Origin of the sequence: Lichenibacterium ramalinae, from assembly GCF_004137085.1 — a bacterium.
GTDB lineage: Bacteria > Pseudomonadota > Alphaproteobacteria > Rhizobiales > Beijerinckiaceae > Lichenihabitans > Lichenihabitans ramalinae.
The window spans coordinates 94,648-114,172 of the sequence record NZ_QYBC01000006.1; the positions used below are offsets into that span (position 1 = coordinate 94,648).

The 19,525-nt window shown below is 71.9% G+C and carries 19 protein-coding genes; 10 read left to right on the forward strand and 9 right to left on the reverse strand.

Features of this window, described 5'->3' with window-relative positions:
- Window positions 1–113: 113 nt before the first annotated feature.
- Window positions 114–680 carry a YceD family protein gene (locus D3272_RS08615; RefSeq protein ID WP_129218753.1) on the reverse strand — a complete coding sequence of 189 codons (567 nt, stop codon included), beginning with the start codon at window positions 678–680 and terminating at the stop codon, window positions 114–116.
- On the reverse strand, window positions 677–1,234 hold the full coding sequence (locus D3272_RS08620) for a ubiquinol-cytochrome C chaperone family protein (protein WP_129218754.1): 558 nt from the start codon (window positions 1,232–1,234) through the stop codon (window positions 677–679). The genes D3272_RS08615 and D3272_RS08620 overlap by 4 nt, the downstream gene beginning before the upstream one ends.
- Window positions 1,235–1,424: 190 nt before the next feature.
- Between D3272_RS08620 and D3272_RS08625 the strand changes: the two genes are divergently transcribed.
- Window positions 1,425–1,889 carry an outer membrane protein assembly factor BamE gene (locus D3272_RS08625; RefSeq protein ID WP_129218755.1) on the forward strand — a complete coding sequence of 155 codons (465 nt, stop codon included), beginning with the start codon at window positions 1,425–1,427 and terminating at the stop codon, window positions 1,887–1,889.
- 133 nt (window positions 1,890–2,022) lie between these two features.
- Here the strand turns inward: D3272_RS08625 and D3272_RS08630 are convergent, their stop codons facing one another.
- On the reverse strand, window positions 2,023–2,907 hold the full coding sequence (locus D3272_RS08630) for a rhomboid family intramembrane serine protease (RefSeq protein ID WP_165361280.1): 885 nt from the start codon (window positions 2,905–2,907) through the stop codon (window positions 2,023–2,025).
- Window positions 2,908–3,096: 189 nt separating this feature from the next.
- On the opposite strand from D3272_RS08630, the gene D3272_RS08635 reads away from it, so the two are divergent.
- A complete protein-coding gene (locus D3272_RS08635) occupies window positions 3,097–3,852 on the forward strand; it encodes a PAS domain-containing protein (RefSeq protein WP_165361281.1) in 756 nt (251 codons plus the stop codon).
- Window positions 3,853–3,959: 107 nt separating this feature from the next.
- Entirely contained in the window at window positions 3,960–4,568 is a 609-nt protein-coding gene (locus tag D3272_RS08640; RefSeq protein WP_245496453.1) for a PilZ domain-containing protein, read from the forward strand.
- A 30-nt stretch (window positions 4,569–4,598) separates the two neighbouring features.
- Here the strand turns inward: D3272_RS08640 and D3272_RS08645 are convergent, their stop codons facing one another.
- The 3 genes from D3272_RS08645 to D3272_RS08655 form a co-directional block, all read right to left on the reverse strand.
- Window positions 4,599–4,994: a DUF3126 family protein gene (locus tag D3272_RS08645; RefSeq protein WP_129218758.1), complete on the reverse strand. Its 396-nt coding sequence runs from the start codon at window positions 4,992–4,994 to the stop codon at window positions 4,599–4,601.
- A gap of 197 nt (window positions 4,995–5,191) precedes the next feature.
- Window positions 5,192–6,073, reverse strand: a complete 882-nt coding sequence (gene cysE, locus D3272_RS08650) for a serine O-acetyltransferase (RefSeq protein WP_129218759.1) — start codon at window positions 6,071–6,073, stop codon at window positions 5,192–5,194.
- A gap of 155 nt (window positions 6,074–6,228) precedes the next feature.
- Window positions 6,229–6,993 carry an alpha/beta fold hydrolase gene (locus D3272_RS08655; protein ID WP_129218760.1) on the reverse strand — a complete coding sequence of 255 codons (765 nt, stop codon included), beginning with the start codon at window positions 6,991–6,993 and terminating at the stop codon, window positions 6,229–6,231.
- Window positions 6,994–7,138: 145 nt separating this feature from the next.
- On the opposite strand from D3272_RS08655, the gene D3272_RS08660 reads away from it, so the two are divergent.
- The 5 genes from D3272_RS08660 (at window position 7,139) to ppc (ending at window position 13,910) form a co-directional block, all read left to right on the forward strand.
- Window positions 7,139–7,384: a zinc-finger domain-containing protein gene (locus D3272_RS08660; protein WP_129218761.1), complete on the forward strand. Its 246-nt coding sequence runs from the start codon at window positions 7,139–7,141 to the stop codon at window positions 7,382–7,384.
- A 13-nt stretch (window positions 7,385–7,397) separates the two neighbouring features.
- Entirely contained in the window at window positions 7,398–8,624 is a 1,227-nt protein-coding gene (locus tag D3272_RS08665) for an FAD-dependent monooxygenase (protein ID WP_129218762.1), read from the forward strand.
- A gap of 115 nt (window positions 8,625–8,739) precedes the next feature.
- Complete coding sequence (locus D3272_RS08670; protein ID WP_129218763.1) at window positions 8,740–9,660, forward strand: division plane positioning ATPase MipZ; 921 nt, start codon at window positions 8,740–8,742, stop codon at window positions 9,658–9,660.
- A gap of 196 nt (window positions 9,661–9,856) precedes the next feature.
- Window positions 9,857–11,017, forward strand: coding sequence for a zinc-binding metallopeptidase family protein (locus D3272_RS08675; protein WP_129218764.1), 1,161 nt, complete (start codon window positions 9,857–9,859; stop codon window positions 11,015–11,017).
- A 121-nt stretch (window positions 11,018–11,138) separates the two neighbouring features.
- The gene (ppc, locus tag D3272_RS08680) at window positions 11,139–13,910 is read left to right on the forward strand and encodes a phosphoenolpyruvate carboxylase (protein ID WP_129218765.1); all 2,772 of its coding nucleotides are present in this window, start codon (window positions 11,139–11,141) and stop codon (window positions 13,908–13,910) included.
- Window positions 13,911–13,928: 18 nt separating this feature from the next.
- On the opposite strand, the gene D3272_RS08685 is transcribed toward ppc, so the two are convergent.
- Window positions 13,929–15,221 (reverse strand): RsmB/NOP family class I SAM-dependent RNA methyltransferase, encoded by a 1,293-nt coding sequence (locus D3272_RS08685; RefSeq protein ID WP_129218766.1) that lies wholly within the window; start codon window positions 15,219–15,221, stop codon window positions 13,929–13,931.
- 97 nt (window positions 15,222–15,318) lie between these two features.
- Here D3272_RS08685 and D3272_RS27240 point away from each other — a divergent pair, with 97 nt between their 5' ends.
- Window positions 15,319–15,468: a hypothetical protein gene (locus tag D3272_RS27240; protein WP_165359466.1), complete on the forward strand. Its 150-nt coding sequence runs from the start codon at window positions 15,319–15,321 to the stop codon at window positions 15,466–15,468.
- 124 nt (window positions 15,469–15,592) lie between these two features.
- Here D3272_RS27240 and guaB read toward each other — a convergent pair whose 3' ends face one another.
- Complete coding sequence (guaB, locus tag D3272_RS08690) at window positions 15,593–17,080, reverse strand: IMP dehydrogenase (RefSeq protein ID WP_129218767.1); 1,488 nt, start codon at window positions 17,078–17,080, stop codon at window positions 15,593–15,595.
- A gap of 291 nt (window positions 17,081–17,371) precedes the next feature.
- On the opposite strand from guaB, the gene D3272_RS08695 reads away from it, so the two are divergent.
- The gene (locus D3272_RS08695) at window positions 17,372–18,859 is read left to right on the forward strand and encodes an MFS transporter (protein WP_129218908.1); all 1,488 of its coding nucleotides are present in this window, start codon (window positions 17,372–17,374) and stop codon (window positions 18,857–18,859) included.
- Here the strand turns inward: D3272_RS08695 and D3272_RS08700 are convergent.
- On the reverse strand, window positions 18,787–19,524 hold the full coding sequence (locus tag D3272_RS08700) for an RlmE family RNA methyltransferase (protein WP_129218768.1): 738 nt from the start codon (window positions 19,522–19,524) through the stop codon (window positions 18,787–18,789). The two genes, D3272_RS08695 and D3272_RS08700, sit on opposite strands and share 73 nt — an antisense overlap.
- Between the last annotated feature and the right edge of the window lies 1 nt (window position 19,525).

Genomic DNA, 19,525 nt, shown 5'->3' on the forward strand with positions numbered 1-19,525 from the left:
GTCACGCCGCGCCCCGCGTCAACTCGCGGGCGCGGCGATCCGAGGCCCGCCGTCGGTCCCGTCGAGGCCGAAGGACGCTGCCCGGCGCGCATGACGGGACTGCGACGGCGCCGTCATCCGGCGTCGTCCGGCTTCAGCCCGCGCAGCACCGCGAAGGGGGAGGCTTCGGGCATCTCCGGCTCGGCGGGGGTGGGATCGGCGAAGGCGACGCCGGGCTTGCGGGGATAGGGGTCGAGGCCCAGCACCAGGATCTCGGCGACGAGGGATCCGAGATCGATGCGGCCGTTGACGATGGGATCGGGGAGGTCGGGGAGATCCTCGTCGTCCTGGGGCGGGCGCGAGGCCCGCTCGGCTTCGAGGGCATCGACCTCGGCTTCGGGCGCGAAGCGGACATCGACGGCTTCGTCGACGTCAGAGGCGAATTCGTCGAGCGACACCACGCACACCTGGCGGATCCGCGCCCGCACCGAGCCCGTCACGTGCAGGCCGTCGGGCCCGTTCCGGGCCACGCGCAGGTCGGCCGCCAGCGCATCGATGCCGGGCAGCCCGCATTGCACGGCGAGGGCCGAGCATTCGGCCGGCGTCGCCTCGACGGGAACCCGCACGGCCCCGTCGCGGACCGAGGCGGCGTCGAACCTGCGGGACAGGGGACCGGGAGGCAGTGTCTGGGGGCGGATCATGGCGCGGTCCGGAGCGGGATGGAACGAGGGTCGGGAAAGGGCAGCGGCGCCGCCAGGCAGCCTTCGAGCGGCACGGCGTCGAGCGCGGCATCCGTCGCCTCGACGTAGCCGGCCAGCCGCACCGCGCCGGAGCCGGGCGCCTGCCCGCCATAAACGTTACGGGCAAGCGCGTCGACGAGGGCGGCATGGCCCTGCTTCAGGGCGGCGTCATAGGCGGCGGAGCGCCCGAGGAAGGCTTCGCACAGGCGCTTCATGCGCTTGGGCACGGTGATGTCGCCGACCCCGGCCTCGCGCAGGTCGGCGTCGAGGTGGGCGAAGATCGTGTCGACGAGGTCCTGGGCCACATCCGGACCGGGGGGCGCCGCCGCATTGAAGCGCCGCAACACGAGGCCGGCCTGCAGCGCCAGCATCTCGAACCGGCCCTCGAAGGTATCGGGCACGCCGTAGGCGAGGTAGAATTCGGGCTGCCTAACGGCCCCGACGATGTCGGCATGCAGCCGGTCGAGCAGGACGCGGCCGGGAGAGGGGCGTCGGCGCCCGAAGGGAAACACCATGGCGTGAGATCCGGCGGCCGTCGTCCCAAGCACGGCCTCGCGGGGCGCGAGAGGGCGGCGAAACTTGCTTTTCGGACGTGTCGCAGTTACGCACTGCCCTCACCCAATGCAAGGGTTGCGTCCGACGCGAGGGCCGAAGCTCCAGGGCCGACGGCCCGCCGCGAGATCGGACCTGCACCAGGAGGTTCGGATGCCAGGCTTGGACAACGGCACGTCGCGCGCCCGCAGGGTCGCCGGGCTCGCCGCCGCCGGCCTCCTGGCGCTGAGCCTCGGCGGTTGCCTCGGCTACGACGGCGAGGTGACGCGCGGCTACGTCGTGGACCAGCGTTCGCTCGACCAGGTGAAGCCCGGCTCCTCCGCCGAACAGGTGCTGGTCGTGCTGGGCACGCCTTCGACCACCTCCACGGTCGGCGGCACGGCCTGGTACTACATCAGCCAGACCGTGGACCGGACCTTCGCCTTCTCGGCGCCCGCCATCGTCGACCAGCGCGTGCTCGCGGTGTACTTCAGCCGGGACAAGAAGGTCGAGCGCGTGGCCAACTACGGGCTGCAGGACGGCAAGGTGTTCGACTTCATCAGCCGGACGACGCCGACCGGCGGCGCCGAGCAGGGCTTCGTGCGCAACCTGTTCCGCTCGCTGATGCGGTTCACCTGAGGCACCGCGTGCGGACGCCCTCTTCCGAGGGCATCGCTGCACAGGCGCGACGCATTCACGGACTCTGACGGCCCATCGGGCACGGCGGCGGCCGGCCCGCCGCTTGAACCTCCACCCGGCCCGCAGCCGCGGGTCAGGCCGGGCCTTCGGGTCCGGCCGGCGGCGGGGCCGGGTCGAGGGCGGCCTCCGCTTCGGCCGGCACGGGATCGAAGAGCCGGAACAGCGCCAGGCCCGCCACGAAGCCGCCGATATGCGCTTCCCAGGCGATCGGCCCGCTGGCGAGCCCGAGGGACCCCGACCCGAGCCCGAACAGCAGGTTGGTGACGAACCAGGCGACCATGAAAGTGGTGGCGCGGCGGTCGGCCAGGAGGCCGCGCAGCGATCGCGCCGGTTGCAGGAAGGCCTGGCGGCGCCCCTCGCCGGCCGCGTCGATGATGGCCGCCATGGGGACCTGCGGCTGGAACATGAAGCGCAGCGTCGCCCCCATGCAGCCCGAGACGGCGGCCGAGGCCCCGATGACCGGCGCGACGTCGAGCGGATGCGCGGCCCACTGCGCGAGGGCGCCGGCGACGGTCGTGGTCGCCAGCACGGCGAAGAACCGCCCTGCCCCGAAGCGGCGCGCCACCGGCGTGCCGAAGGCGAGGAGCCAGATGGCGTTGAGGCCGATATGCGCCCAATCGGCGTGGAGCAGCCCGTAGCTCAGCAGCGTCCAGGGTTGGGGCGAGCCGTCGCCGATCAGGATGCGCCCGATCTGCGCCTGCCGGTAGGCTTCGGGGCCCTCCCCGGCGAGGCGGACGACGCTGTCGACCACCCGGTCGGGCGCCACCAGATAGGTGAGCCGGCCGGGCACGAAGGCGAGTTTCTTGAACAGCAGGTCGTCCCACGCGTCGGGGATGGCGAGGCGCCCCGCATGGATGGCCAGCAACACCAGCAGGGTCGCCAGGACGGCGCCGGGGATGTTGAGGATCGGCTGGCGCGGTGGGGCCGTCCCTTCGGGGGCGGCGGAACGGTCAAGCACGTCTGAAGTCCCTCGGTGGCGGCGGCCGGCGTCGCGCAACCCTTCCACGGCGGGGGAGCCGCGGCAAGCGACCCCCGCCGGGCACCCGCGGCATGCCTCGTGCTGCCGTACCGACAACTGCGCCCGATGCCCGCCCGGATGTGCCGAAAGGCGACATCGGGCTCGGGGCCGAGGCGCCCGGAGACCGGAATGAAACATCACGTCAGCCAAAGCCTGCATGCCTACTGGGACGGACTCCGCGCGGGCCGGACCGCGCCGGAGCGCGCCGACGTCGATCCCGCGGCCATCCGGCACATCCTGGCCTACACGTTCGTCCTCGAAGTGACCGGCGCGCGCGTGCTGCGGCGGGACGTCCGGTTCCGCCTCTCCGGCACACGGCTCAACGCGCTCTTCGGCCGGGACCTGCGCGGCACGTCCCTGGACGGCGTTCTGGAGGCGGAAGACGGCCCGACCCTGGACGCGCTGCTCGACGGGGTGCTGGACGACCGGGTGCCGCTCGTCGCCTGGACGCGCGGCGGTCCGGCGGGTTCGGACGCCGTCGACCTCGAACTCCTGCTCCTGCCGCTGCGCCACCACGGCCGCACCCACGCCCGCATCCTGGGATCGCTGGCCGCCGTCGGACATCCCGGCTGGATGGGTCTCAAGCCCACGGCGCCGCTGTCCCTCCTGGGTTTCCAGGCCCTTCCCGCCCAGGCCTCGCCGGTGCAAGCCTTGTCGGATCTGGACGTGTCGGAACTCGGCTCGTCGGATCGGGCCTCGCCGCTCCACGCGCCGCCGGCCCTGACCGACGGCTTGCTGCAGCGCCGCAACCGGGCGGAGGTCTTCGGGGCCGCGACGTCTCTCCCGATGGCGGAGGCATTGCCCCCGCGTCGCGCCCCGCCCCGCACCGCGCGGTTCAGGGTCGTCCAGGGCGGCCGGACCGATGCCGCACCGAGTGCGTTTTAGGGCGACGGCCTCGTCCGTGTACGATCGAGTTCAGTGCGCCTTAACGGGTCCGGGGTGATGGTGCGACGGGACATTAACGTCGAGCAATCCGAGGCGGACATCCGGTGGTGCCATCCCCCCTGATCAATGCGGAGCCTCAGACGCAGGAGCGCCGTCGGCACCAGCGCGTGCGGGTCGCCGTCCTGGGGCGTTACATGCTGACGAACCGCCAGGAGTTCCCCTGCCAGACGATCGACATGTCGCCCGGCGGCGTCGCGCTGATCGCCCCGGTGCGGGGCGCCATCCAGGAACGGGTGATCTGCTACGTCGACCAGATCGGACGTCTGGAAGGCACGGTCGCGCGCCTCTTCGAGAACGGGTTCGCCCTCGCCCTCAACGTTCCGCTGCTGAAGCGCGAGAAGTTGGCCGACCAGTTGACCTGGCTCGGCAACCGCCATGCCCTCGGCATGCCGGAAGACCGCCGCCACGAGCGCGTGGCTCCGCGCCACCCGCGCGGCACGCTGCACCTGTCCGATGGGCGGAACGTCCCCGTGCGCCTCATCGACGTGTCGGTGTCGGGCGCGGCCTTCGCGGCGGAAGTCCATCTGCCGGTCGGCACGCCGGTCACGCTGGGGCAGACCCCGGCCCATGTCGTGCGCGGCTTCAACGGGGGCGGAGCGGTGGAGTTCGCCCGGCCCTTCTCGGCCGACAGCGACCCCAGCACGCTTCAGTTCTGAAGCGCGCCCGGCGCGCCCGCCGGGCGCAGGTCAGATCTCCTCGAGGTCGTAGTCGAGGATGGCCATCTGCAGCGTGAAGGACTTGCCCTTGGGATCGTCGGCCGAGACGACGCCCAGAAAGTCGCTGCCGACGTTGAGCTCGACGGAATCGGTCTTCTTGGCCCGCGGCACGACCTTGAACTTGTCGTTGTCGAACAGGAGTCGCAGATAGGATTCGAGGGTCTGGCGCTCGACCGGAATCTTCATCTCGAAGGAGAAGGACCGGTCGCCGTCCTCGTCGTCCACCGCGATCGTGGCGATCCGCCGCTCGCCCAGCATCACGTCGGCCCGGTCTCCGTCGCCCTGGTCGGGCAGCACCTTGATGGCCGTGTTGCCGAAGGTGCGCTGCAGGTAGTCCTGCAGCTTGTGCAATTCGCTCTTGTTCACGCTGTGCTCCGAGGGAGTGGAGGAGGGATGCGCCGGGGGAGAGCCGATCCCGGCGCCCGGCGGGGCATCGGCCGCGGCCTGGCCCGGCCGCTCGGCGCGGCCTGGCGCCGCCCGGCGCGCGCCGCCGGCCCGGGACCCTAGCGGAGGGCCGGGCCGAGCGGAAGCCCCGGGGCGCGGAGCACGGCCGGCCCGGCGGCTCAGCCGTTGCCGACGAGGTCCGGCCCCGGCGTGCGGGTCTGCTGGGCGAAGCTGCGGTCGAAGGCCTTCTGGGCGATAATCTGGTCCATGGTGCGGGCCGGCTCCGCGCATCCCGCCTCGCCGACGACGCGGCCCGGCACGCCCACGACGGTCTTCTTGGGCGGCACCGAGGCCAGCACCACCGAGCCCGCCGCGATGCGCGAGCAGTGGCCCACCTCGATGTTGCCCAGCACCTTGGCGCCGGCCCCGATCAGCACGCCGCGCCTGATCTTGGGATGGCGGTCGCCCGTGACCTTGCCGGTGCCGCCGAGCGTCACGTTGTGGAGCAGCGACACGTCGTCCTCGATCACGGCCGTCATGCCGACGACGAGGCCGGTGGCATGGTCGAGGAAGATGCCCTTGCCGATGGGCGCGTTGGGGTGGATGTCGGTGCCGAACACGCCCGAAGAGCGGCTCTGCAGGTAGAGCGCGAGGTCGCGCCGCCCCGCGTGCCACAGGGCGTGGGCGAAGCGATGGGTCTGGATGGCGTGGAACCCCTTGAAGTGCAGCAGGGGCTCGACAAGGCGCGTGCAGGCGGGGTCTCGGTCGAAGAAGGCCATGATGTCGGCCCGAAAGGCTTCGGCGATGCCGGGATCGTTGCGGGCCACCTCGGTGAAGGCCTGGCTCAGCAGGATGGCGGGGACGTCGCCGTGGTCGAGGCGGGCGGCGATCCGGTAGATGACGGCCGCCTCGAGCGTGTCGTGGTTCAGCACCGTCGTCAGCATCAGCTTCGACAGGACCGGTTCGTGCCGGAGGATCTCGTCGGCCTCCGTCCGCATCCTGGCGAACAGCGGGTCGACGCTGGCCATGTCGACGACCTTGGCGCTTTGACTGTGCCACATGACGCTCATCTCCAGACGCCGGCGCTTCCACACCGGACGCCCTCTCGCGACAAAGATACGGGCTCCCGTGCGGGGAACAAGTGCCGGCAAGTTCCGCCACCCCGAACCGCGAACGCGACGGGCCGACGAGGGGTCCCGGCCGGCACCTGCGGCCCTCAGCCCCGTCGTGCCAGGAAGTCGAGGACGCCGGCCTTGAATGTCCTGTCGCCGACCGCCGGATTGTGGTCCCGGTCGGGGATGTCGAGCACCTCGCCGCGCGGCAGAAGCGCCGCGAGGGCGCGCGCATCGCCGGCGACGGCGTCCTTCGTGCCGACGGCCACCAGGCAGGGCACGGCGATGCGGCCCACCGCCTCGGCCGACAGCGTCTGGCGCGAGCCCCGGATGCAGGCCGCGAGGGCCGCGAGGTCGTTGCCGCCCGCCTCGGCGAAGCGGCGGAACATGCGCTGCATCGGGTCGGTCAGGGCGTCGAGCGAGGGCGCCTCCATGGCATCGCCGATGCCGGACGGCAGCCCGACGCCCGCCACGAGGTGATGGCCCAGGCCGCCGAACACGACCGACCGCACCCGGTCCGGTGCCGCCAGGGCCAGGAAGGCGGCGACGCGCGCCCCCATGGAATAGCCGATGACGTCGGCGCGGGCGATGCCGAGGTGGTCGAGCAGCCGCCGCGCGTCGTCGGCCATCAGCGGCGTCGCATAGGCGGCGGGATCGTGCGGCTTCGCACTCGCGCCATGGCCGCGGTGGTCGAACAGCACGGCGCGACGCCCGTCGTCGGACAGCGTCCGCAGCCAGGACGTGTCGGCCCAGTTGGTGCGCGCCGAGGACGCGAAGCCGTGGATCAGCAGGGCCGGCTCGCCCCGATCGGCCGCCGCGGGAGCCTCGTCGCGGAACGCGATGCGCGTGCCGTCCGAATCGAAATCCATGCGTGGTGCCCCCGGGTCGACGCTGCCGCCGATCCATGCCGCCCCGGCGGCGCGGCCGCAAGCCGCGGCACCGCAAGGCTGCCCTACCCTTTCGCGGCGCTTCCCCCTATGGTGCGCCGCGATCGCCCTCCCCCTCGAGGACTCCATGGCCAGCCATCAGACGCCGCATTTCCACAACCAGCCCGGCGTGCCGACGATCCGCATCGGCGTGCGCGAGTTCATGTGCACGGGTGCGCTGCCGCCGCTCGACCACCCGCACACCTTCATCGACATGGGCGACAGCGACGACGCCATCTGCCCCTATTGCTCGACCCACTACGTCTTCGCCCAGGCGCTCGGCCACCACGCCGATCCGGCCGCATGCGAATACCGGCCCGACACGGCGCCCTGAGGAGGGCCGGCCCTTGGCCGGCATCGCGGTCGCCGGGGCCGGCATCGGCGGCCTTTCGGCGGCCCTGGCCCTGGCCTCCGTGGGCCGCACCGTCACGGTGCACGAGCGCGCCGAGGCGCTGGAGCCGGTGGGTGCCGGCGTGCAGCTTTCGCCCAATGCCTGCCTGGTCCTCGACAGGCTCGGCGTGCTCGAGGCGCTCCGCCCCGCCGCCGTGGCGCCGGGCGAGGTGCTGATCCGCCGCGGGCGCGATGCCGCCGTCCTGGCCCGGATTCCCCTTTCGGCTTCGCGCTACGGCGCGCCCTTCCTGGTGGTGCTGCGGGCCGACCTGCAATCCGCCCTGCTGGCGCGCGCGGCGGCGGAGCCCGCCATCACGCTCAGCTTCGGCGGCGGCGTGTCGGCCTATGCGGCCCAGGGGCGCGGGGTACGGCTCACCCTCGGCGGGCCGAACCCCGGCACGGCCGCGGCGGAGGGGCTGGTCGCGGCCGACGGCATCCGCTCGGCCATCCGCCGCCAGATGACGGGGTCGTCCGCCGACGACACGCGCACCTCCGGGCGCTCGGCCTGGCGCAGCCTCGTGCCGGCGGCGGCGGCCGAGGCGGACGCGCTGGCGCACCGCTCCAACCTGTGGCTGGGGCGGCGCGCCCATCTCGTGCACTACCCGGTCGCGGGCGGCGCCTTCGTCAACCTCGTCGCCATCATCGACGAGGGCTCCACGGCGCAGTCCGGGGCGTCCTGGTCCGAGCCCGCCGCCGCCGAGGCGGTCGAGCGGCGCTTCGCCGGCTGGGCGGCACCGGCGCGCCGCCTCATCGCCGCCGCCCCCGGCTGGCGCAAGTGGCGCCTCGCCGACCGTGCGCCCCTCGCGCGCTGGACCGACGGAGCCGTCGCACTGCTCGGCGACGCCGCCCACCCCATGCTGCCCTTCCTGGCCCAGGGCGCCGCGCAGGCGATCGAAGATGCGGCCGTGCTGGCCGATGCCGTCGCGGGGTCCTCCGGTGATCTAGCTGCGGCATTCTCGACCTATGCCGAGGCGCGCCGCGCCCGGACAGCTCGCGTTCAGGCGCAATCGCGCAGGCAGGGCGACGTCTACCACCTGGGGCCTCCGGCATCGACCATGCGCGACCTCGTGATGTCCAGGCTCGGGCGTGACCGCCTGGTCGCCCGGTACGACTGGCTCTACGACCCGCCCGCCGCGGTGCGCCGCTTCGCCGGCGGCCCCCCTCCCGCGACGGCGCCTGGCTGACGCCGGCGTCCCACGCGCGTCGCGGCTCCGGGCGATCGGCCCGAGGCCGCGCCTCCCTTCCACCGTGATCGCGGGGCTCATCGGCCCAGCGCGGGCGCGCCAACCTCCCGGACCCATGTCGACCGAATCCCAGAAACCGGATCTGCGCTCGGCCCACGTCATCGTCGTGGCGAACGAGAAGGGCGGCACCGGAAAATCGACGGTGTCGATCCACACCACGGTCGGCCTGCTCAAGGCCGGCTATCGCGTGGCGACGATCGACCTCGACACCCGGCAAAGGACGCTGACGCGGTTCTTCGAGAACCGGCTGTCCTGGGCCGAACAGGCCGGCACCACCCTGGAGATGCCGTTTCACCACGCGCTCGACCGCGGCGATTCCGCCGACCTCGGCGACAACGAGACGCGCGAGTTCACGGCCTTCGCCAACGCCATCGAACAGATCGAACACGACTACGAGTTCGTCGTCATCGATACGCCGGCCTCCGACAGCTATCTCATGCGGCTGGCCCATTCCCTGGCCGACACGCTGATCTCGCCGATCAACGACAGCTTCATCGACGTGGACGTCTTCTCCCGCGTCCACCACGACCGGGCGAAGCGCGGCGCCATCGCGCATTACGCCGACCTCGTGCTGGAAGCGCGCCGCCGGCGGCGCCAGGTCGACGCCGGCATGATCGACTGGGTGCTGCTGCGCAACCGCGTGGCGGCACTCCAGTCGAACAACGCCAAGCAGATCGCCGCCAGCATCGAGAAACTCGCGACCGAGTTGCAGTTCCGCACCGCCGAGGGCCTGCACGACCGCGTCATCTTCCGCGAACTGTTCCCGATCGGCCTCACGGCGCTCGACGCCATCGAGGAGGCGGCGCGCGGCGGCGTGCTGACCAACTCGCAATTGGCGGCGCGCCAGGAGATCGGGGAGCTGATCGAGACGCTGCGCCTGCCGGTGCGCGGCCCGGGCGAGTCCCACATCGCGGCGCGGCACGACTGGTTCGAACGCATGTCGCGGTTCTATCGCGAGCGCGACCGGGCGCGCTGACCGGCACGGGAAAGTCTTCCGGCGGCACCCGCCGCCGGTCAGCACCCCCGGTCGACGCTCCGTCCGACGATGGCCTGGCGGGCCCCAGGGGCTCAGCGGGGGGATCTCAACGCCTCCGAGCACGTTCAACCGAGGACGAGCGCGCCGGCGACAACGGTCGCCATCCCCCTCCGCCCCAACTCCGAAGCGTCCCGCCATGAAACTGTTCGATTGTCAGGAGTGTTGCCAGACCCTGTATTTCGAGAACACCGCCTGCGAGAAGTGCGGTCACCGGCTGGGTTACGTCCCGGAGGACCGGGATCTCTACGCGGTGGTGCGGGTGGGGGTCACGGCCGACCACCATTGGCAGATCAAGGGCGACATGTCGCGGACGTTCCGGTTCTGCGCCAATGCCGAGCACGACGTGTGCAACTGGCTGGTCCCGCACGACCAGCCGGGGAACTTCTGCCTCGCCTGCCGCCACAACCACACCGTGCCCAGCCTCGCGAAGCCGGGGAACCTGGAGCTGTGGCGCCTCATCGAGATCGCCAAGCACCGTCTGTTCTACACGCTGATCGAACTCAACTTGCCGCTGGTGACGCGGGCCGAGGACCCCAAGGAGGGGCTCGTCTTCGAGTTCCTGGAGGATACCGTGCCGGGCCAGCACGTGATGACGGGCCACGACGACGGGCGCATCACCATCGCGCTCGCCGAAGCCGACGACGCCGAGCGGGAACGGCGACGCAAGACCATGCACGAGCCCTACCGCACCCTGCTGGGCCATTTCCGGCATGAGATCGGCCATTACTACTGGGATCGCCTGGTCCGCGACGCCCCGGCGCTGAGCGCCTGCCGGTCGGTCTTCGGCGACGACACCGAGGACTATGCCGAGGCGCTGAAGCGCCACTACCGCGAGGGTGCCCCGCCGCACTGGCGCGACCATTTCGTCAGCGCCTATGCCACGACCCACGCCTGGGAGGACTTCGCCGAGACCTGGGCGCATTACCTCCACATCCTCGACACGCTGGAGACCGCGGAAGCCTTCGGCGTCGCCACCCATCCCCGCGGCGTCGCCGAAGCCGAGCTGCTGTCCACGGAGGTGGACTTCGACCCCGACAAGGCGGCCAGCATCGCCCCTCTGGTGAAGGCCTGGTTGCCCCTGACCTTCGCGTTGAACAGCCTGAACCGGTCGATGGGGATGGGCGACCTCTACCCCTTCGTGCTGACGCCCGGCATCATCGACAAGCTCGGCTTCATCCACGACCTCATCCACGGCTGGGTGGGGGCGTCGGCGCCCGAACAGCCCAAGGTGACGCATGCGCCCGTGCCGGAAAACTCGCCGCCCCCGGGCAGCCCGTATTTCGCCGACGTGAACTGACGCGCGCGACACGAGCCGACGCGCGCGCGAGTGGTTCGCGGGCACGACCCTTGCTAGTCTTCCGCTGCCGCGATTCGCCGCGCCTCCGGGGCTGGGCGACACCGACGGTGGAAGAGGGTCCATGCACGCCACCGTCCCGCCCGCCCCCCGCCGCGACCCGGCCAAGGACCAGCCGCTGATCGACGACATCCGCTTGCTCGGCTCGATGCTCGGCGACATCGTGCGCGAGCACGAGGGCGAGACGTGCTTCACCATCGTCGAGAACGTGCGCCGCCTCAGCGTCTCCTACCAGCGCGACAACGACGACCGCGCCGGCCACGCGCTGGAGCTGATCCTGAGGGGCCTGACGCCTTCCCAGGCCGTCTCCGTCATGCGGGCCTTCTCGTATTTCTCGCACCTCGCCAACATCGCCGAGGACCGGCACCGCGTGAGGCGCCGGGCGCTCCACGCCCACGAACCGGGCTCCGCCACCCACCAGGACGGCAGCCTCGCCCGGTCCTTCGAACGCTTCGCCGAAGCCCGCATCCCGCTCGCCAAGGTGGCCGAGACGCTGGGGCGCGCCTGGGTGTCCCCCGTGCTCACCGCCCACCCGACCGAGGTGCAGCGCAAGAGCATCCTCGACGCCGAACTCGCCATCGCGGAACTCCTCGTCGCCCGGGACGGCCTGCACGACCGCCGCGACATCGAGCGCAACGATGCCATGCTGCGGACCCGCATCACCCAGCTGTGGCAGACGCGCCTGCTGCGCGACCGCAAGCTGACGGTGCGCGACGAGATCGAGAACGCGCTGAGCTACTACCGGACGACGTTCCTGCGCGAGATCCCCCGCCTCTATGCCGAGGTCGAGCACTTCCTCGGAACGCCGGCGCCCTCGTTCTTCCGCATGGGCAATTGGATCGGCGGCGACCGCGACGGCAACCCCAACGTCGACGGCACGACGCTCGACGTGGCGCTGCGGCGCCAATGCGAGACCGCCCTCGACTTCTACCTCGGCGAGTTGCACCAGCTCGGGGCCGAACTGTCGATGTCGAACACGCTCGTCGCCTGCTCGCCGGAGCTGACGGCCTTGGCGGCGAGTTCCCGGGACGACAGCCCGCACCGCGAGGGCGAGCCCTACCGCCGCGCCGCCCTCGCCGTGTCGGCCCGCGTGTCGGCGACGCGCGTCGCGCTGACCGGCGAGGCCGGCGCCCATCCGGCGCGCGCCGCGCTGCCGGCCTATGCGGCACCCGAGGACCTCCACGCCGACCTGGAGCTCATGGCGGCCTCGCTTCGCGCCCATCATGGAGGCGCCCTGGTCGACTTCCGGTTGGGGCCGCTGCTGCGGGCCGTGGACGTGTTCGGCTTCCACCTCGCCACCGTCGACCTGCGCCAGTCGTCCGACCGCCACGAGGAGACCCTCGCCGAACTCATGGCATCGGCGGGCGTCGAGCCGGCCTATGCCGCCCTCGACGAGGCGGCCAAGCAGGCGCTGCTGCTGCGCCTGCTCGGCGAGCCGCGGCCGCTGCGCCTGCCGTTCGCGTCCTATTCGGACCGCGCCACCAGCGAATTCGGGGTGTTCGAGGCGGCGCGGCGCCTGCGGGCCGCCTACGGCCCCGAAAGCCTGCGCCACTACATCATCAGCCACACCGAAACGGTCAGCGACCTGCTCGAAGTGCTGCTGCTGCAGAAGGAGTTCGGGCTGATGCACGGCACTTTCGGCGGGCCCGACGCCACGGCCGAGCTGATCGTGTCGCCGCTGTTCGAGACGATCGCGGACCTGCGCAACGCCGAGCCCATCATGCGGGCCTTCTACGCACTGCCGGGGGTCGAGGCGCTCGTCGTCGCGTCGGGCGCCGAGCAGGACATCATGCTGGGCTATTCCGACAGCAACAAGGATGGCGGGTTCTTCACCTCCAACTGGGAGCTGTACCGCTCGTCGACCCAGCTGGCGCGGCTGTTCGATGCCAAGCCCGGCATCACGATGCGGCTGTTCCACGGGCGCGGCGGCACCGTGGGGCGCGGCGGGGGGCCGAGCTACCAGGCGATCCTTGCCCAGCCGCCCGGGACGGTGCGGGGGCAGATCCGGCTCACCGAACAGGGCGAGATCATCTCCTCCAAATATTCCAACCCGGAGATCGGGCGCCGCAACCTCGAGACCCTGGTGGCGGCGAGCCTCGAGGCGACGCTGCTGAGCCCCGCCGACGCCGCGCCCGACGGCTTCCTCGAAGCCGCCGCCTCGCTGTCGGAACTCAGCATGAAGGCCTACCGGGCGGTGGTCTACGACACCCCCGGCTTCACCGATTATTTCTTCGCCGCCACGCCCATCTCGGAGATCGCCGACCTCAACATCGGCTCGCGCCCGGCGTCCCGGAAGGCGAACCGGGTCATCGAAGACCTCCGCGCCATCCCCTGGAGCTTCTCCTGGGGCCAGTCGCGCGTCAGCCTGCCGGGCTGGTTCGGCTTCGGCTCCGCCGTGCGGGACCTGCTGGCCGAGACCGGGACGGAGGACGGCATGGCGCTGCTGCGGCGCATGAACGCCGAATGGCCCTTCTTCAGGACGGTGCTGTCCAACCTCGACATGGTGCTGGCCAAGGCCGACGCGGCCGTGGCGCGGCGCTACGCCGAACTCGTGCCGGACCGGGCGCTGGCCGACCGCATCTTCGACGCCGTCGCGGCCGAATGGGCCCTCACCACGACGGCGCTGAACGACATCCTGCAGACCACGGAGCGCCTGGCCGACAACCCGTCGCTGGCCCGCTCCATCGCCCACCGCTTCCCCTACATCACCCCGCTGAACCACCTGCAGGTGGACCTCATCCGTCGCTTCCGCGCGGGCCAGACGGACGACAAGGTGCAGCGCGGCATCCTCATCTCGATCAACGGCGTCGCGGCCGGCCTCCGCAACACCGGCTGAGGGCCGGCGCGGCCGGCGTCACTGCACCCGCAGCATGGCGATGCCGAATCCGTCCGTGCCGCAGCGCAGGGGCGACAGGCGCAGGCCGGGGCCGTGCGGGGAGGCATGGGCGGCGAGGTCGGGCAACCCGGCCTCGCGCGCCATGTGGGCGGCATCCACCGGCAGCAGGCCCGGATGCGCCTCGATGAGGCGGCGCAGCCGGTCCTCGTTCTCCTCCCGCAGCACCGAGCAGGTGGCGTAGACGAGCCGGCCGCCGGGTTTCACGCAGGCGAGGGCGGTCGCCAGGATCTCGTCCTGCGCCTTGATGCGCTCCTCGAGCGCGCCGGGGCGCAGGCGCCACTTGGCGTCGGGATTGCGGCGCCACGTGCCCGTGCCGGTGCAGGGCGCGTCGACGAAGACCAGGTCGAACCGGCCCTGGATGTCGTCGAGCGCCGTCTGGCGCCCCTTCGGCGCCCGCACCTGGACGTTGCGGACGCCGGCGCGCGCCAGCCGGTCGTAGATGGGCATGAGGCGCCGCCCGTCGAGGTCGGTGGCGAAGATCTGGCCCTTGTTCTCCATCAGGGCCGCCAGCGCCAGCGTCTTGCCGCCGCTGCCGGCGCAAAGGTCGAGAACCTGCTGGCCGGGTGTGGCGCCGCTGAGCAGGGCGGCGATCTGCGATCCCTCGTCCTGCACCTCGACGAAGCCCTTGACGTAGGCGGGCTCGGCGGCGAGCGCCGGGGCACGCCCGTCCTCGCCAACCGCGATCCGCAGGCCGGTCGGCGCGTAGGCGGCCGGCTCCGGGTGGAGGTGCGCCAGCGAGCGCAGCGCCTTGTCGCGGTCGACCTTCAGGGTGTTGACGCGCAGGTCGACGGGGGCGCGGCGTGCCAGGGCCTGGCCCTCCGCGACGGCATCGGGACCGAAGGCCGCCCCGAAGGCTTCGGCGAGCCATTCGGGATAGTCGCCACGCACGTGGTCGGGCGCGCCGTCGAGCGTGCCGGCGGCGTAGCGCTCGCGTTCGGCATCGTCGAGGGGCGCGGGGGCGTAGCCCTCTCCCGTGCACAGGGCCGCCACGGCGTCGAGGTCCTGGCCGCGCAGGCTGCGCAGGGCGCCCAGCAGAACGGCGCGGGCCGAATCGGACCCCATCAGCCAGGCGGCCGAGCTCTTCACGCGGAGCGAATCATAGACGAGGCTGCCGATGGCGGCGCGGTCCTTGGATCCGGCATAGCGATGGCTCGTCCCCCAGTCCTTGAGGGCTTCGGCGGCGGGACGCCGTTGCATTTCGATCACATCCAGGATCTCAATGGCGGCGGAAAGGCGGGCACCGGGGTTCATGCGAGTTTTGCCACAATTGAGCCTGGAATGAGAAGAAAACCGGGCATGCGCTGTCACTTGGCACGCCCGAAGATCGCACGTTTTAGGAAATCACGCGATGACCCGTATCGTTCGCCAGGCGGCCCTCGCCGCCCTGGCTCTGTCGCTCGCGGCCTGCGCCACCACCCCGCCGCCGCCGCCGCCCTTGCTCCCGGCCCCGCCCAAGATGCGCCCGGACGCCAAGACGACGCTCGAAAACCACATGTGAGGCGCCGGCGCCCGCCACCCGCGGGCGTCCCCGGACCGATACGGAACAGGGCGGCTCAGGCCGCCCTTTTTCACGTCCGCCACCGGGCGCGGCCGCGGCCCGCCGGTTCCCGGGTCCGCGCCGATCAGACGCCGCCCGGGTAGTTCGGGCTTTCGCGGGTGATGGCGACGTCGTGGACGTGGCTTTCGCGCAGGCCCGCGTTGGTGATCCTGACGAACTGCGCCTTCTCCTGGAAGTCGCGGATGGTGGCGGCGCCCGTGTAGCCCATGGCGGCCCGCAGGCCGCCCGTCAGCTGGTGCAGGATGGCGCCGACCGGCCCGCGATACGGCACCTGCCCTTCGATGCCCTCCGGCACGAGCTTCAGCTCGTTGCGGACCTCGGCCTGGAAGTAGCGGTCGGCCGAACCGCGCGCCATGGCGCCGACCGACCCCATGCCCCGGTAGGCTTTGAACGACCGGCCCTGGTACAGGTAGACCTCGCCCGGGCTCTCGTCGGTGCCGGCGAAGAGCGAGCCGATCATCACGGCATCGGCACCGGCCGCCATGGCCTTGGCGACGTCGCCCGAGAATTTGATGCCGCCGTCGGCGATCACCGGCACGCCCTGCTCGCGGGCCGCCTCGGCGGCGTCCATGATGGCGGTGAGCTGCGGGACGCCGACGCCCGCCACGATGCGCGTCGTGCAGATGGAGCCCGGCCCGATGCCGATCTTGATGGCGTCGGCGCCGGCGTCGATCAGCGCCTTGGTGCCCTCGGCGGTGGCGACGTTGCCGGCGATGATCGCCACCTTGTTGGACAGCCGCTTCAGCTCGGCCACCTGGTCCAGGACCTGCTGGGAATGGCCGTGCGCGGTGTCGACCACGACGCAGTCGACCCCCGCCTCGATCAGCAGGGCCGAGCGGGCGAAGCCCTTGGCGCCGACGCTGGAGGCGGCGGCGACGCGCAGGCGACCCTCCGGGTCCTTGCAGGCCAGCGGGTGGAGCGTCGCCTTCTCCATGTCCTTGACGGTGAGGAGGCCGACGCAGCGGTCCTCGTCGTCGACCACGACGAGCTTCTCGATGCGGTGCTGGTGCAGCAGGCGCCGGGCCTCGTCGGGGCGCACGCCTTCCCGCACCGTGATGACCTTCTTGGTCATGAAGTCGGTCACGGGCTGGCTCGGGTCGTCGGCGAAGCGCACGTCGCGGTTCGTCACGATGCCGACGATGCGGGCGGGCAGGCCGGCGGGCCCGGCTTCCACCACCGGGATGCCCGAGATGTTGTGGCGCCGCATCAGCTCCAGCGCCTCGGCCAGGGTCGCGCCCGGGTTGATGGTGATGGGGTCGATGACCATGCCGCTCTCGTAGCGCTTGACCTTGCGCACCTCCTCGGCCTGGGCCTCGGGCTCGAGGTTGCGGTGGATGACGCCGATGCCGCCCGCCTGGGCCATGGCGATGGCGAGCCGCGCTTCCGTCACCGTGTCCATGGCGGAGGAGATCAGCGGGATGTTGAGGTCGATGCCGCGGGTCAGCCGCGTCCGGACGTCGACCTGCCCGGGCATCACGAGGGAATGGCCCGGCTTCAGCAGCACGTCGTCGAAGGTGAGGGCCTCGGGGAAGATCGGGCGTGCGGTGATCATGGCCAACTCCGGCGGGTCGCGGTCGGTCGAACTCGCCGAAGCGACGAAACGAGCGGCCCCGGGGGACCACTCAAGTTGGCAGTGGGGACTAGCACGCGGCTGCAACACTGGGAAGACGCCGCGATGCGACGCCGGCCGTCGCCGGGGGCAAGCCGCGGCGCGCTGCGGGACGCCGCGCCGCATGGCGGCCCTCGCCCTCGAAAAACCGCACCCGCGCCATAGGTCCCGCGGCGTGCCGGCGCGCGCGCTGCCATCCCGAACCGAAGGTGCCGTCCCGCCTTGCCCCGTCACATGCTGGTGCCCCTCGTCGTCGCCTGTGCGCTGTTCATGGAGAACATGGATTCGACGGTCATCGCGACCTCGCTCCCCGCCATCGCGGCGGACCTCCACCAGGACCCCATCACGCTGAAGCTGGCGATGACGTCCTACCTCATCAGCCTCGCGGTCTTCATCCCGGCGAGCGGCTGGGCGGCCGACAAGTTCGGGGCGCGACCCATCTTCCGGGGCGCCATCGTGGTCTTCGTGGCGGGATCCATCCTGTGCGGCCTGTCGGGCTCGCTGGCCGGCTTCGTGGGGGCCCGCATCGTCCAGGGGCTCGGCGGCGCCATGATGGTGCCGGTCGGCCGGCTCGTGCTGCTGCGCTCCGTGCCGCGCGAGGAGCTCGTCACGGCGCTGGCCTACCTCACCGTGCCGGCCCTGCTCGGCCCCGTCCTGGGGCCGCCGCTCGGGGGCTTCATCACGACCTATTTCGAATGGCGCTGGATCTTCTGGATCAACGTGCCGATCGGGATCCTCGGCGTGGTCCTGGCCACGCTGTTCATCGCCGACATCCGCGAGGCGGAGGTGTGGCCGCTCGACGTGCCGGGCTTCCTGCTGTCGGGCGCGGGCCTGTCGGCGCTGTCCTTCGGCCTCACCGTGATCGGGCGCGGCATCGTGCCGGCACCGGTGACGGCGGGGCTGATCGTCGGCGGGCTGGCGCTGGTGGTGGGCTACGTCGTCCACGCGCGCCGGGCCCCCCACCCCATCCTCGACCTGTCGCTGCTCCGCATCGCGACCTTCCGGGCCAGCGTGACGGGCGGCTTCGTGTTCCGCCTCGGCATCGGCGCCCTGCCCTTCCTGCTGCCGCTCATGCTGCAGATCGGCTTCGGCCTGAACCCGTTCCAGTCCGGCTGCCTCACCTTCGCGGCCGCCGCCGGCGCCATGCTGATGAAGACCAGCGCCAAGCCCATCCTGCGGCGGTTCGGCTTCAAGCGCGTGCTGGTGCTGAACGCCGCCCTGTCGGCCGTCTTCATGGTGGGCTACGGGCTGTTCCGGCCCTCCACCCCCGAATGGCTGCTCTGGGCGGCGCTGCTCGCCGGCGGCTTCTTCCGCTCCCTGCAGTTCACCAGCATCAACGCGCTCGCCTATGCCGACATCGACGCGCCCGAGATGAGCCGGGCCACCAGCTTCGCCTCCGTGGCGCAGCAGCTGTCGCTGTCGACCGGCGTCGCGGCCGGCGCCGGGGCGATCGAACTGTCGCAATGGTGGCACGCCGATGCCGCGCTGACGACGCGGGACTTCTCCTTCGCCTTCTATGCCGTCGCGCTGGTCTCGGCCTCGGCGAGCCTCGTCTTCGCCCGGCTGCCGGCGGATGCCGGCGACGTGCTGCGCGGCGCCCGCAAGCGGGAAGCCGCCGTCGCCGTGGCGCCGAGCGGCGGGCTCGGCGATCAGCCGGCCGGGCTGGTGCCGGCCTCGCCCGACGGCGGCGGCGCGCCGCGAAACCCCGTCGCCAGCACGTAGAGCTCGGACGAATCGGCGCGGCTGGCCTTGGGCTTCACGTGCTTGACCAGGGTGAAGTCGCGTTTCAGCGCGGCCAGGAGGTCGCCCTCCGTGCCGCCCTGCAGCACCTTGGCGAGGAAGAAGCCGCGCGGCGCCAGCATGCCGCGGGCGAACTCGTAGGCCAGTTCGACCAGCCCCATGATGCGCAGGTGGTCGGTCTTCTTGTGGCCGGTGGCATTGGCCGCCATGTCGGACATCACGCCGTCGGCCCGCCCCCCCATCATGGCGGAGATGCGGGGCACCGCCGTCTCGTCGTTGAAGTCCATCACGGCGAAGTCCACGCCCGACACCGGCTCCATCTCGAGCAGGTCGACCGCCACGACCTTGCCGCCGCCCGACACAGCCTCGACGCGCTGCGCCGCCACCTGCGACCAGCCGCCCGGCGCGGCGCCGAGGTCGACGATGCGCTGGCCTGGCCGCAGCAGCCTGTACTGGTCGTCGATCTCGAGCAGCTTGAAGGCCGCCCGCGACCGGTAGCCCTCGGTCTTGGCCCGGGCCACATAGGGATCGTTGAGCTGGCGGCCGAGCCACAGCGCCGACGACATGGTGCGCTTGCCGGCCGACTTGACCCGCGTCTTGAGCGATCGCCCGCCTTCGCGGCCGGACGACGGCTTGTTCGTGGTCATG